This is a genomic window from Saccharomonospora sp. NB11 (genome assembly GCF_015910535.1).
In the GTDB taxonomy this organism is placed as follows: Bacteria; Actinomycetota; Actinomycetes; order Mycobacteriales; family Pseudonocardiaceae; genus Saccharomonospora.
The window spans coordinates 115,324-128,369 of the sequence record NZ_JACBJG010000008.1; the positions used below are offsets into that span (position 1 = coordinate 115,324).

General features: G+C 70.3%; 10 protein-coding genes. All 10 read right to left on the bottom strand.

Annotation, left to right across the window (positions count from 1 at the left end; all coding sequences use genetic code 11):
- Positions 1 to 13: 13 nt before the first annotated feature.
- The 10 genes from galK to JAV51_RS13955 all read right to left on the bottom strand — a co-directional run bounded on the left by galK (position 14) and on the right by JAV51_RS13955 (position 12,815).
- On the bottom strand, positions 14 to 1,195 hold the full coding sequence (galK, locus tag JAV51_RS13910; protein ID WP_197321134.1) for a galactokinase: 1,182 nt from the start codon (positions 1,193 to 1,195) through the stop codon (positions 14 to 16).
- Positions 1,192 to 2,001, bottom strand: a complete 810-nt coding sequence (locus tag JAV51_RS13915; protein ID WP_197321135.1) for a DeoR/GlpR family DNA-binding transcription regulator — start codon at positions 1,999 to 2,001, stop codon at positions 1,192 to 1,194. The genes galK and JAV51_RS13915 overlap by 4 nt, the downstream gene beginning before the upstream one ends.
- 320 nt (positions 2,002 to 2,321) lie before the next feature.
- The gene (locus JAV51_RS13920) at positions 2,322 to 2,852 is read right to left on the bottom strand and encodes a hypothetical protein (protein ID WP_197321136.1); all 531 of its coding nucleotides are present in this window, start codon (positions 2,850 to 2,852) and stop codon (positions 2,322 to 2,324) included.
- On the bottom strand, positions 2,833 to 4,608 hold the full coding sequence (locus JAV51_RS13925) for a VWA domain-containing protein (protein WP_197321137.1): 1,776 nt from the start codon (positions 4,606 to 4,608) through the stop codon (positions 2,833 to 2,835). The genes JAV51_RS13920 and JAV51_RS13925 overlap by 20 nt, the downstream gene beginning before the upstream one ends.
- A 39-nt stretch (positions 4,609 to 4,647) precedes the next feature.
- Positions 4,648 to 7,212, bottom strand: a complete 2,565-nt coding sequence (locus JAV51_RS13930; protein WP_197321138.1) for a P-loop NTPase fold protein — start codon at positions 7,210 to 7,212, stop codon at positions 4,648 to 4,650.
- Positions 7,213 to 7,320: 108 nt separating this feature from the next.
- Positions 7,321 to 8,547 carry an SGNH/GDSL hydrolase family protein gene (locus JAV51_RS13935; protein WP_197321139.1) on the bottom strand — a complete coding sequence of 409 codons (1,227 nt, stop codon included), beginning with the start codon at positions 8,545 to 8,547 and terminating at the stop codon, positions 7,321 to 7,323.
- Positions 8,548 to 8,713: 166 nt separating this feature from the next.
- On the bottom strand, positions 8,714 to 9,574 hold the full coding sequence (locus tag JAV51_RS13940; RefSeq protein ID WP_197321140.1) for a GntR family transcriptional regulator: 861 nt from the start codon (positions 9,572 to 9,574) through the stop codon (positions 8,714 to 8,716).
- A 9-nt stretch (positions 9,575 to 9,583) separates the two neighbouring features.
- Positions 9,584 to 10,627, bottom strand: a complete 1,044-nt coding sequence (gene pdxA, locus JAV51_RS13945; RefSeq protein ID WP_197321141.1) for a 4-hydroxythreonine-4-phosphate dehydrogenase PdxA — start codon at positions 10,625 to 10,627, stop codon at positions 9,584 to 9,586.
- Positions 10,624 to 11,820 (bottom strand): four-carbon acid sugar kinase family protein, encoded by a 1,197-nt coding sequence (locus JAV51_RS13950; protein ID WP_197321142.1) that lies wholly within the window; start codon positions 11,818 to 11,820, stop codon positions 10,624 to 10,626. Before JAV51_RS13950 ends, pdxA begins: the two co-directional genes overlap by 4 nt.
- Positions 11,817 to 12,815, bottom strand: coding sequence for a 2-keto-3-deoxygluconate permease (locus JAV51_RS13955; RefSeq protein ID WP_197321143.1), 999 nt, complete (start codon positions 12,813 to 12,815; stop codon positions 11,817 to 11,819). The genes JAV51_RS13950 and JAV51_RS13955 overlap by 4 nt, the downstream gene beginning before the upstream one ends.
- Positions 12,816 to 13,046: the final 231 nt, after the last annotated feature.

Consider the following 13,046-nt stretch of genomic DNA (forward strand, 5'->3'; position numbering starts at 1 on the left):
TTCACTGCACCGTTCACTGCACCCGGCGGGCACCCGCGGCGGGGACGGCCGTGAAGGCCGTCGGTTCCGGGTAGCCCGCGGTGGCGAACGCGGAGCGGACCTCGTCGAAGACCGCCTCGGCGCGCTCGGTGGCCACCAGCGCGATGACACACCCGCCGAAGCCGCCGCCCGTCATGCGCGCGCCCAACGCCCCGGCGGCCAACGCCGCCTCCACCGCGGTGTCGAGTTCGCCCACCGTGACCTCGTAGTCGTCGCGCAGCGACGCGTGCGAGGCCGTGAGCAGGGGCCCGATGCCGTCGAGGTCGCCGCGTCGCAGCGTCCGCACCGTCTCGCGCACCCGGTCGTTCTCGGTGACCACGTGTCGCACCCGCCGTCGGTGCTCGTCGCTCAACCGTGGTGACACGGTGGGCAGATCGTCGACCGTGAGGTCGCGCAACGCGGCGACACCGAGCGTGCGGGCGGCCTCCTCGCACGCCGCTCGCCGTCGCGCGTACTCGCCGTCCACGAGCCGGTGAGGTGCGTGGGTGTCGACGACGAGCAGCGTCCGACCGTGGCTCGCCGGGTCGAAGGGCACCTGGTCCACCTCCGACGACCGGGTGTCCAGGAAGAGCAGCCGACCTTCCTCGCACCGGACGGAGGCCATCTGGTCCATCACGCCACACGGCATGCCGACGAAGTCGTTCTCCGCCCGCTGCGCCAGTCGAGCGAGGTCCGCACGGTCGATGCCGAGCCCGAACAGCTCGTCGATCGCGCACGCCACGGAACACTCCAGCGCCGCCGACGAGGACAGTCCCGCACCGGCGGGCACGTCGCCGTCCACCACCACGTCGAGGCCGCCGAGTTCGTGTCCCGCGTCCCGCACACTCCACACGACACCGGCGACGTAGGCGGCCCAGCCCGTGACGTCGCCCGGCCGGACGTCGACCGGGAACGTGACCGGCTCGTCGGGCGCCTGGAGCGAGACGACGCGCACGTGGTCGGCGGAGGTGCGGGCCACGGCGGCGCGCACGCCGTGTGGCAGCGCCATCGGCAGCACGAACCCGTCGTTGTAGTCGGTGTGTTCCCCGATGACGTTGACCCGGCCGGGCGCGGCCCACACGCCCTCGGGGCGGCCACCGAAGGCGTCCTCGAACGCGGCCGTCACGCGCGAGGCGGAGGCCGGGGTCGTGGCGTGCAGGAGTCGTGCGTGGGTCATGCTCCGGTCTCGCTTCCCGAGTCGGCTGTGGTCGTGGCGTCCGCCACCACGAGTTCCCCGACCCGTTCGCGGAGCGCCTGCTGGTGGTCGTCGGCGAGGCCGGAGTCGGTGATCAACACGTCGGCGGCGTCGACGTCGGCGATGGTGCTGATGCCCAGCACGCCGTACTTGGTGTGGTCGGCCAGCACCACGAACCGCCGCGAGACCTCCACGAAGGCGCGGTCGGTCTCGGCTTCCATGAGGTTCGGGGTCGTGTAGCCGCTGCGGACGTCCATGCCGTGCACGCCCATGAACATGATGTCGAGGTTCACCGACCGGATCGCGGCCACGGCGAACGGGCCGACCAACGCCTCCGACGGCGTGCGGATGCCGCCCGTGAGCACCACCGTCTGGTCGGTGCGGGGACGGCGGGAGAAGACGTCGGCGACCTGCACCGAGTTGGTGACCACCGTCAGGTCGGGCAGGTCGCGCAGGAGGCGGGCGAACGTCCACGTCGTCGTGCCGGCGGAGACGCCCACCGCCATGCCCGGTTCGACCAGGCGCACGGCCTCACGGGCGATCGCGAGTTTCTCGGCGTTCTCCCGGCTCGACTTGGCGGCGAACCCCGGTTCCTCGGTGCTGCGCGCACCGGGGAGGACGGCACCGCCGTGGACCTTCTGGAGTTGTCCTTCCTGGGCCAACACTTCGAGGTCGCGGCGCACGGTCATGTCGGACACGCCGAGCCGTTCGACCAGCGCGCTGACTCTGACCGCGCCGGAACGGCGAAGCTCCTCCAGAATGCGCGCTCGGCGCTGGCTCGCCAGCATGGGACCGTCCTTCCCGCCCTGCTTCGGCGCCGCGGGTCGCGCGACGCGGACACGGTGCGTTCCTGGGCCACAGGATCACACATTTTCCCAAGCCTATCGAGCGACGTGATCCACCGTTCGTGGGCCTCTCCGTCGCGGTCGTGCTGGTCATGGCGACGATCCTGGGTGCGCGCCATGACCGATGGCTGGTTGTCACGGTGTTGATTCGAACAGAAAGCCACACTGGGAGAGCTGGGACGTCTGCGTCACTCACCAGGGCGACACGGTTCCGGGCGACCACCTCGACGCGCGACGACGTCCCGATGTGAGCTGCGTGCGGGTCAGCTACCGGAGTGGCTGTGTCCGAGCAGGTTCTGCGCGATGTCGCTGGTCTTCTGCAGACTCTGCTTGATCAACCGCAGCCGCCGTTCGACGTCCGCCGGGGCCGACTCGGGGTCGAGGCGCTCCACCTGCTGAGTCGCGGAGTTGAGGTCTTCGAGGATCAACGTGGTGACCTCGTGTTCGTGGACCGACCCGGAGGCGCTCGCCACCAGGTCCTGGAGAAGCGACGCCGTGGCCCGCACGCCGGGGTCGTGCCCGGGGAGGTCGGCGAGGGCTTGCCGGCACCGGGTGACGAACTCCTCGGCCTGGGCGACGGCGGTCCTACGCCGGGTCATCGGTGCCGGAGCGCCGGTGTCCCGCGCGAGCAGCGCGGCCGTGGCCACGATCGACCCCTGGACCGCCGCGGCGATGACCACGCCGACGACCAGGCCCAGCACCCAGCTTCGATTGACCGTCGTGATGACGCCGCCCACGAGTCCGAAACCGAGGGAGAGCGCGATCGCGACGCGATCAGAAATGACTGAAGACACTGCGGAGTACCTTGTCGATGTCGCCGTCGTTGCCGTCGCCGTCGTTGATGGTCTGCCCGGCCTTGTACATGCGTCCGTTCGTGGTCGTCGCGAGCTCTTCGAGGACTTCCTTCTTGGCGTGTTCCCCGTAGGCGACGGTGAAGATGTGCACCGACCGCCCGTTGTCCTCGTCCTCGCGGGCCGCGTCCGACGCGATCGTGTCGAACAGTTCCGCCTCGGCGCTGGTGCTTTCCCCTTGGCTCTCTCCGTCGGTCAGCAGGACGATGGCCCTGAATTCGTTCTTGCCGGAATCACCGCGAAGTCCTTCGTAGGCCGATCGGGTCACACTGAAGAGCGGAGTGGATTCCGCTCCGGACGGCTCCAATGAGTTCACCTTCTCGATCAGCGCATCGCGAACCTCGCCCGCCGGTTCCAGCGGCTCACGAATCGGGGACTCCGGGTCGATCGTCCACACGCTGACCTTGATTTCGTCGTCGAGTTTCTCGAGGACGCCCTGGACTGCCGACTTGACCACGTCGAGCTTCGTCCGTGGATCGTCTTTCGAAATCGGGTACCCCATCGACCCCGAGACGTCGAGCAACAAGTGCACCTTGCCACGGACACGGACCTCGTTCCAGTTGGCGAGGATCCGATCGATCACCTCGCCCGTCGGGGTCCGGAGCGAAGGCGTGGAAAGTTCCCTCTCGCTTCCGACGGTGGTGGCCAGCTTCTCGGTGGCCACGCCCTGGCTGTCGCGGAAACCTTCTTCCTGGAAACGTTCCTGTTGCTCGTCGTCGAGAAGGAACTCGCGGAACTGTGCGGCGAGTTGCCGCTTGTTCTGCTCGTCCTCGTCGCCGTGGGAGACGACGAAGAAGGGGTGGTCGAGCACGACGGGGTTGTCGGACGGCTGGAACGCCACGAACGGGTTCTTCGGTGCTTTCCTGCCGTCGCTGAAGGCACCCGTGTTGTAACGGTAGGCCAACTGCTCCTGCATCACCATGGCTTCGATGTAAGGCGCCTCGTTGTTCTCGTCTTCCCGGTACAGGTTGTCGAGGAAGACCACGGAATCGTCGGAGTAGTGGGTGACCGACCGTTCCAGTCCCCCGAGCCATGTGCGCACGGCGTCGTCGTCGACGTCTTCGAGGGTGAGTTCCGCCGGGCTTCCCGTAGCGGCGTGGTGTGCTGCGACCGTGGCCGCGAGTCCGGAGGAGGACAGCGTGGGCTTGTCCTTGCCCATGGTGAACTTTCCCCACTCGGGGTGGCCCAGGTCCGCCCACCGGAAGTCCGGTGCCGAGAGTTTCTCGAGAACACTCCAGTCGAGGTTGCCGTACTTCTTCGTGACGACCTCCGCCTGGTTCCTCGGCATCGCGATGACCAGGGGGCTCTGCGTGATGGAATCGTCCTCGCCGTCGAAGAGGTCTTCACCGACGATGTGTTCGACGTGAGCTGCCCACATCGAGGTGCTCGGTAGCCACACGTCGGGGTAGGAGAATTCGGTGTTCCGCCAGCCGTTCGTCCTGAAGTACTCGGCGGCCTCGCCGGAGTTCAGCGCCTCGACCTTCACCCTGCCGCATCGGTAGTCCACGACGGGCCGGGTGTCCGTGAAATCCTTGGCGAGTTCCTTCACGACGTCGCGCTTCTCGGTGGAGACGTTGACGTTCAGGGTGATGCAGTTCTGCCAGTCGATCCGTTCGGCGAACACCAGCATCGAACCGATGACCCCGATGATGCCGACCAGGCAGCCGACCAGCAGCGGCACTGTGCGTCCGGTCGTCACGGCGACCTCCTCCCCCAACGTTCGTGATCGACGGGGCGCTCACGCCGTCACGAGATCGTGCGTGTCGAAACCGAAGCGCGCGATTGTGCCGATCCAGGTCCGATAGGTCTGAAGATCATTGATCATATTCCCGCGCCATTCAAGTGGAACGGCAGTATCGAGATCGTCGGCGGTCAGGATTGAAACGAATGTTTCACGCGCGGCGGTGGGGTTCGACACGAGAATGCCCAGCAGGTCGAGCACGACGTGATACGGAAACGACTCGAATTCCTCGTCGCGAATTCCGACCCTCACGAGCCGGTAGAGGTTCACCAGTTTCTTCACCGCGCGGGGAGTGGGAAGGCGCGGGGCGATGCGGTGGATGTACGCGCGCTCGGCCTCCCGCAGGCGGAGTTGCTGGGTGCGCAGCTCCCGCACGGCCGTCGGCTGCCGCGACGGCGTCGCAGCCGTGGTCGCCGGGCGAGCCTCGTTGTCGGCCGGCGGGGGAGCGTCGGGCTCCGGCGTCGACGTCCGACGTGGTGTTCGGTCGGACTCGGCAGGCAGGAGTGCGTCGACCAACGTCGTCGTGCGCGATCCCATGGGGCGCAGCGCGAACACGATCTGGAACACCTTGTCGAGGTACTCCGGGGAGAGTCGAGCCTCCTCCAGGCACTTGTGCAGCCACCGGGGGTCGACGGCCACCACGACGACGAACAACGGAAGCGCGAGCAGTAGGTGCACGGCGGCGAGGACGTCGACGACCTTCTTCGGCTCGCACCGGTCCAGGTCGTCGATGTAGAGCACGATGCGCTCCAGCGGCGGTGTGCCCTGGGCGCCCGCGGCCTCCCACTCCAGGCGCGCCTGGCGCATGTTGCGGTCCAGCGCGCGCAGGTCGTCGTGGACGCGGCCGAGCAGGCCGCGATAGCGCTCGTACCGGCCGCGGCGGACCTCCTCGACGAGCTGCTCCAGCCGGTGTGCCGCGTCGAGCCGGTGCAGCCGCTCGCGCACGTCCCGGATCTCCTGGTCGAGTTCCTCCCGGCGGGCGGTGACGGTCTCGCGCACGCTCGACACCAGCGGGCTCAGTGCGCTGCGGACGGAGTCCACCGTGCTCGCCACCGAGGTGAGTGCGGTGACGGCCGCGACCATCGCACCCACCACGGTGATCAGCGTGTCGTGGAAGTAGAACCAGCCCGTGAGTGCCGCCGCGACGCCGAGCAGGCCCACCACCGCGGAGACCACCGCCGCGCGTCGGCGTCGGGCCGCGGTCGCCGGATCGGTGCCGGACGTCAGCAATCGCAGCGTGCGCGTCATCGGCGAGCGATCGGCGTGGTCCCGCACGCTCTCCAATCCGCGAAGACGGGCACGCAGCTCCTCCCGCGTGCGCTCGACGTCGTCGACGTCGGCGGCCAGGTCGGCGAAGAGCTGTTCCACCAGGCCCACCCACAGCTCGTCGTCGTGGTAGTGCCAGGCGTTGAACCGCACCTGCCGCACGCTGGCGGCGAAGGTGCTGCGGGCTCGGTTCCCGCGCGCCAGGGCGGCCATGCGGTCGACCTGGTCGTGAAGCTGGCGCAGGAAGCTGGACTTGCCGGAGCCCCACGGGCCGAGCAACGCCACGCACAGGGGCGGTTCGGTGGCGCGGTCGGCGATCACCTCGGCCAGCGTTCCGACGTCCTGGTGGAACCCGAGCAGGTCGACGGTGCTGGCCTCGTCGCTCGTCGGGGTCGCCGCCGGCCGGCCCTGGAGCGTCGAGGTGTCGAAGCCGGTTCCGCCCACCTGGAGTCCCATCAGGTGGTCCCACACACGCATGGTGCGGTCGGCTCCGACGCTGACCACGCAGTCCGGGCTCGCCGCGAGTCGGAGGACGCGACCGAGGTGGCCGCTCATCTCGATCGGCTCGTCGGGCAGGGCGCGGTCCCAGACCGTGATCGTGCCGTCGTCGGCCGCCGCGACCACGTGCGTGTCGGCGACGAACTCCACTGTGGACACGGGAAAGGTGTGTCCGGAGAAGCGGGCGACCTCCGCGCCGGTCCCGGCGTTGTAGAGGGTGACCGTCCCGTCCGCCGCACCCGTCAGCACGGTGCCGTCGCGCAACGCCACGGCCGTGACGGAGCCGTCGGCCAGGCGTCGGGTGCGTCCGGTGACGAGGTCGATCACGTGGACGCCCGCGTTCTCCACGGCCGCCGCGGCCCGCGTGAGATCCGGGGCGACGGCCACGGCGTGTACCCAGGCCGACGTGGTCAGCAGCCGTCGGGTCGTGTCGCTGTCGACGTCGTGCAGTGCGACGTCGCCGTTGGCGAGTCCGGCGATCACGGACCTCCGGCCCGGCCCCGCGGTGGCCGCCGTGGCGGTGAGTGCCCACCGGGAGTCGGCGCGGCTCCGCCCGACCACGTCGCCGGAGTCCAGCGACCAGGTGAACACGTGACCGGTCTCGTCGCAGGTCACCAACGTGTCGCCGTGCACGGCCAGCGCGCGCACCGGGGTGGTGTGTCCGCGGAACTCACGTCGGAGCGCGCCGGTGTGCAGGTCCCATTCCCGGACGAGGTGGTCCTCGCCTCCGGTGAGGACTCGGTCGCCGGTGAGCGTCACGGCGTGGACGCCACCTTCGTGACCCGCGAAGCTGTCCATGCCGCTCAGTTCACCAGAACGACTGACGCGAAGGGACCGCTTTCGCCCACGTGCGCCGAGCGCTCGATGGTTAGGGTTCCAGCGGTCCCCTCTGGTGGAATTGGGGTGTCAGCAGATGGTCTTCAGGTCGACGGCAGCGGCCATTGCGGTGAAGCCCGCGTCGTTCGGGTGCAGGTGGTCACCGACGTCGTAGTCGGGCAGGAAGCGGCTCGGGTGCTCGGGATCGCGCACGACGACGTCGAAGTCGACGACCGCGTCGAACTCGCCCGACGTCCTGATCCATTCGTTGACCGCCTGCCGGGCGCCCTCCCCGGCCTCGGTGTAGTAACCCGCGCCCTCGAACGGGGTGAGCGTCGCCCCGACGACCCGCAGGCCCGCGTCGTGAGCTCGGGCGATGAACTGCCGGTAGACGGCGATGAGGTCCTCGGCTTCCAGCTCATCGCCGCTGTTGCCGATGTCGTTGATGCCCTCCAACAGCACGACGGTGTGGACTCCCGGCCTGCTGAGCACGTCCCGATCGAAGCGAGCCAGGGCGGACTCGCCGTACGTGCCGGCGTCGGTCAACAGGCGATTGCCGCTGATACCGGCGTTGAGCACACCGCACCGATGCGGTCCCCGCGCGAGCAGCCGGTCGGCGACCTGGTCCGGGTAACGGAGGTTGGCATCCACTGTGGATTCGGCGCCGTCGGTGATGGAGTCGCCGAAGAACACCACGGACCCGCGCGCCCGGGTGGTGACGTCGACACCGGTGAGGAAGTAGCGCGAGGTGTCGAGTCGCGTGAACGCGGCGCCGGAGTCGGTGGTCGCGTCACCGGAGGCCGAGAACGACGTCGCGAACCCCATGCCGTGGTACGTCGCCGGGCCGGTCGGGCCGGGCAAATAGAGGTTGACGACCAGATCGGAGTTGTCGGGCACGGTCAGCTCCACGGGGTCGGACACCCAGTCCGCGCCCGCGGGAATGGTCACGGAGGACCTGCCGCCGAAGGTCACCGGCCGCAGCAGGTCGGCGTCGACGTCCGGGGTTCCCGCGCGGTCGTCGTCACGAGGGGCCACCGTCGCCGCGCCGACGACGAGCGGCTCGTCGGAGTAGGCGTTGCTGAGTCGCACGCGCACCGTGTCACCGCCCACGGACAGGTGGGCCACCTGGCGCAGTGTCGTGTCCGTGAAGCCCTCGGCGGAGGGGCCGCTGGTGTTCGGCTGGGTCATCGCCGCGTGCCAGCTGCCGACCCAACCGTGGGCGAGCGGGTCCGCCTGGGCGGAGGGAGTGGCGATCAGTGTGAGGGGAAGGAGAGCACTTACCAGACCAGCCGCGATCCGTGATCGCGTTCGCATCATGGAAGGATCCTTTCGTGTCCGGCCGATCACTGACATGCCGGGTTTCGCCATGCCAGCAGGCCGGTGATCACTGTCACAAGTGATCCACGATCAACGGATCGTCGTGCGGGTCGAGCGGTGTGGTCTCCGCGACGAGCGGACGGGCCGGACGGCCCCGGTCGTCGGCTCAGCCGAGTAGCGTCCGGAGTTCCTCGACGAGTTCACGGGCCCGCGCCAGGTCCCGGGGTTCGGGTCGGGACGCCGGTGTCCCCGGTGTCTCAACTGTCTCCGTGCTCTCGCGCGGGGTGTCGAGCGTCAGTGTCTCGGCGGTCTCGGACACGTCGATGTCGAACACCACGCGATCGGCGCGGTGCCAGGCGGAGAACCACTCCAGCGGCCGCCCGTGTTGGTCGGCCGTCTCGCCTTCGAGCAGCAGCAGCGGCGTGCCGACCTCGACCTCCAGGGCCGTCGCCAGGCGCTCGTCCGCCGCCACGGCGCGGACCTGCCGTTGCCCGCTCACCGGGCGCAACCCGTACCGGTGGGAGAGCAGACGGTGCAGCGAGGCGTCCACGAGGTCGTCGGCGTGCAGCCCCGGCACCCGCGAGGCGGGCAACCACGTCCGTACGTAGGAGAGCGGTTCGGCGTCGAGCAGTCGGACGCGTTCGAGCTTCAGACACGACGAGGTGCCCAGCGACGCCTTGGCCGGGGCGGGTGGTGCCGCCTTCGTCAGGCCGACGACGGTCGTCCTGATGTCGTGCCCGCGTCTGGCGAACTGGTCGAACAGGCCGGTGGCCCGCTGCACCAGCCTCCGGTACTCGGTGGGTGCGGCGACCACGGTCGGCCTGCCCTGCCGCCGGATCACCAGGCCGTCGGCGGCGAGTCCGGCGACGGCCTGGCGAACGACACTGCGACCCACCCCGAAGCGGGCGCACAGCTCCGCCTCACTGGGCAACGTGGAGCCGGGCGGAAGGTCGTGCCCCACGATCTCCTGGCGCAACGACTCCGCCACCTGTTGGTGGAGCGGTCGGCCGTCCGTCCGGTCGAGCATGGCCGGAGTCTACGAGACCTCACCGGCGCGGGCGGTCTCCCACACCTCGTGCCACGCGGGCGCCAGTTCGGCGGCTCTGCGGGTGGCGAGCACGAGACTCGCCTCGCGGGCGATGCCCTTGCCCGCGATGTCGAACGCCGTGCCGTGGTCCACCGACACCCGCACGACCGGGAGTCCGACCGTGATGTTGACACCGTCGTCGCCGTAGACGGCCTTGAACGGCGCGTGGCCCTGGTCGTGGTAGCAGACGACCACGAACTTCCACTTGCCCTTCACCGCGGCCGGGATCAGCGCGTCGGCGGGCAGCGGTCCCACCGCGTTGATGCCCGCGGCCCGCGCGCGTTCCACGGCGGGGGCGAGCACGTCGGCGTCCTCGTCGCCGAACAGCCGGTTCTCCCCGGCGTGCGGGTTGAGGCCCGCGAGCCCGATCGCCTCGTCCGGCCGCCCCAGTGCCCGCGCGAACGACCCGACCAGCCGCAACACGCTGTCGGTGCGTTCCGGGGTGACGCCCTCGATCGCGTCCCGCAGCGAGACGTGCGTGGTCAGGTGGAAGAAGTACAGCTCGCCCGCCGAGAGCACGAGGCTGAAGTTTTTCACGCCGAACTCGTGGGCCAGCAGCTCCGTGTGGCCGGGCCAGTTGTGGCCGCCCGCGTGCATGGCCGCCTTGTTCAGCGGCGCGGTGACGATTCCGGAGACCCGGCCCTCGCGGGCGAGAGCGCAGGCGGTCATGACGAACCGGGCGGCGGCGTCGCCCGCGCGCGGGTCGAGTTCGCCGTACGGGACGTCGCCCAGCTCGGGGCCGTCCTGGATCACCTCGACGAGCGCCGCGTCACCCGTGGCGTCCTCCGGCGAATCGACCACGCGGATGCAGCCGGGGTCCCTGCCGAGCACCTCGGCGGCCTTGCGCAGCGAGGCGGCGTCGCCGACCACGACGGGCTTGCAGACCGCGCGCAGGTCGGGGTGGTCGAGCAGCGTCCGGACGGTGATCTCCGGTCCGATCCCGGCGACGTCGCCCAGGGTCAGGGCGAGTGTGGGTAGCTGCTGGTCGTTCACCGATCACTCCTCGAGTCGTCATGTGCTTGTCGGACCGCCTGCGCGGCCTGTGTCAACACGTCGGGTCCGCCGAATCCGCCCGCCTTCGTGGCCACGGGCAGCCCTGCGTTCGGCCCGCCCACCACCGTGCCCAGGGGCACGCCGGGGGCCACCTGTCCGGTCACCCGGATGCCGTTGCCGCCGAGTGCGGCGAGCACGGCGCGGGCGCCGTCGCCGCCGGTGGCGACCAGCCCCGTCACGTCGGTCTCGTGCACGAGTCGCGCGGCGAGCTTCCCGAGTCGGGCGGCGACCACGTCGGCCGCGAGGTCGCCGTCCCCGCGTTCGGGGGCTTGCAGCAACAACACCTCGGGGCGGCGGGCCGCCTCGGCGAGGGCGGTCGCGGTGAACTCCGCCCACGCGTCGTCGTCGAGCACCTGCTGTGGGGTCGGAGCCACCGTCGGCACCCCGGACGCGCTCAGCCGGTGGGCCTGTTCGGCGGTCGCCGAGTGCAGTGTGGTGACGACGACCAGCGCCGTCCCCGACGGCGCGGGCTGCCGCCACCGCCGGGCGAGGGGCGCGGCCAGTCCCGCCGACCCCACCGCCACCGCGCGGTCGCCGAGGGCCGCCGTCAACGCGGCGACGCGGTCGAGGTCGGCATCGTCGGCGGCGTCGACCACCACGACGCGCCCGGCGGCCCGGGCCGCGCGCGCCCAGTCCTCCGGCCCGAGGTCCGGGTCGAGCCGCACCGACGGAGCGTCGAGCAGGGTCGGCACGTGGCTGCACGTCACCGGCGTCACGGGGTCGCGGCCCACCGAGGTGTCGGCGACGGGCGTGCCGTCGACGAGCAGGGTGCCGTCCACGAGCGTGCGGCCCACGGCGGGGAACGCGGGGCACACCACGGCCGTCACGTCGGGTCCGAGCGTGTCGAGCACCGCGTCGATCTCCGCGCGCACCGGACCCCGCAGCGTGGAGTCGATCTTCTTGTAGAGGCGGGGGACTCCGGCGTCGAGCAGACCGGCGGTGGTGTCGCGAACCCGCGTCGCCGCCTCGGCCGGGGCGAGGGCGCGGGAGTCGGTGGTCACCGCGACCACCTCCGCCGTGCTCGCCCCGGCATGCAGCAGCAGCTCGGCCGTCCAGCCCGCCTCGGCGAACTGCAGTGCCGTGTCGCCCGCGCCCGTGAGGTCGTCGGCGATCACCGCCACGCGCGGAGTCATGACGGCTCCACCTGGGGCGTGGGCTGGGTCTTCAGAGCCCCGGCGCGCTTGAGCACGAACGAGGCGATGAGGGGAGCGAGGATCGCGGTCACGAGCACCGACGACGCCACCTGCGCGGTCGCCGTTCCCACGTACTCGGCGAACTTCGGGTCGGCCGCCGCGACGATGGCGGGGGTGGCGATCGCGTTGCCCGCCGTCGTGCCCGCGGCGAACCCGATGCCCGACTGCTTGCCGCGGCGCAGGAGGAAGCGGTAGCCGAGGTAGACGAGGAAGCCGGTGAACGGCGCGACGACGACGCCGACGAGGATGCCCGTCAGACCGCCGGTGACGACGTCACCGAGGTCGATGCCCGTGCCCAGCGCGAACGCGAAGAACGGGATGACGATGTGGGGCACCGGGTCCATCACGCGACGCCATTCCGCGTCGATGTTGCCGATGATCACGCCGAGCAGGAACGGCACGATGGCGGCGATCAGGTCGGTCACCGGGATGTCGCCGAAGCCCGAGGCGCCGAGGAAGAGCATCGTCAAAAACGGTCCGTCGTTGACGGCGCTGGCCATGTAGGCGCCGCGGTCGCGTTCGTCGCCGTACTGGCCCGCGAAGGCCAGCCACAACCCGCCGTTGCTGTTGTCGACGCAGGCGAGCAGCCCGAGCAGCGAGATTCCGAGGATGCCGTCCACCCCGACGAACACGCCGAGCAGGACCACCAGACCCGCCGGGATGAGGCTCTTGGTCAGCAACACGGTGCCTGCGTGAGCGAGGACGGGGCCGCTCGACCGTGCCGAGACCTGCATGCCGGTGGCGAAGATCAACAGTGCGATGAGCGGGGTGGCGCTGTCCTTGAACAGACCGGTCGTGAAGCTGCCGATCTCCAGCGCACCCGGCGCCAGTGTCGCGACGAGCGTGCCCAGCACCAGCGGGATCAGCATGAGCCCACCGGGAATGCGTTGCATCGTGGCGAACAGTGGGACTCGCGAGGTCTCCGTACTGCTCATGCCGGCCTCCTTGTCGGCAGTGCGGCACCGGGGCGCCGACTTGTACGTATCGCTTGTCCGTACAAGATGACACAAGGGCTGACGAGGGGGCCAGGCGGGCCCCGAATCGCGCTTCACGGTAGGGCGCGCGAGCGGGGGACGGCCCAGGACGTGACCAGCACGGCACTGCAGTTGACGGCTGCGGACCGCGTCCGGCAGCCACGTTTGGGTGACCACCGCTCGGGGTATCCG

Excerpts from the sequence above, each read along its gene's own strand:
- JAV51_RS13955 (WP_197321143.1), bottom strand. The coding sequence starts at position 12,815 with ATGAGCAGTACGGAGACCTCGCGAGTCCCACTGTTCGCCACGATGCAA.
- JAV51_RS13935 (WP_197321139.1), bottom strand. The coding sequence starts at position 8,547 with ATGATGCGAACGCGATCACGGATCGCGGCTGGTCTGGTAAGTGCTCTC.
- JAV51_RS13950 (WP_197321142.1), bottom strand. The coding sequence starts at position 11,820 with ATGACTCCGCGCGTGGCGGTGATCGCCGACGACCTCACGGGCGCGGGC.
- JAV51_RS13930 (WP_197321138.1), bottom strand. The coding sequence starts at position 7,212 with ATGGACAGCTTCGCGGGTCACGAAGGTGGCGTCCACGCCGTGACGCTC.
- JAV51_RS13915 (WP_197321135.1), bottom strand. The coding sequence starts at position 2,001 with ATGCTGGCGAGCCAGCGCCGAGCGCGCATTCTGGAGGAGCTTCGCCGT.
- JAV51_RS13940 (WP_197321140.1), bottom strand. The coding sequence starts at position 9,574 with ATGCTCGACCGGACGGACGGCCGACCGCTCCACCAACAGGTGGCGGAG.
- galK (WP_197321134.1), bottom strand. The coding sequence starts at position 1,195 with ATGACCCACGCACGACTCCTGCACGCCACGACCCCGGCCTCCGCCTCG.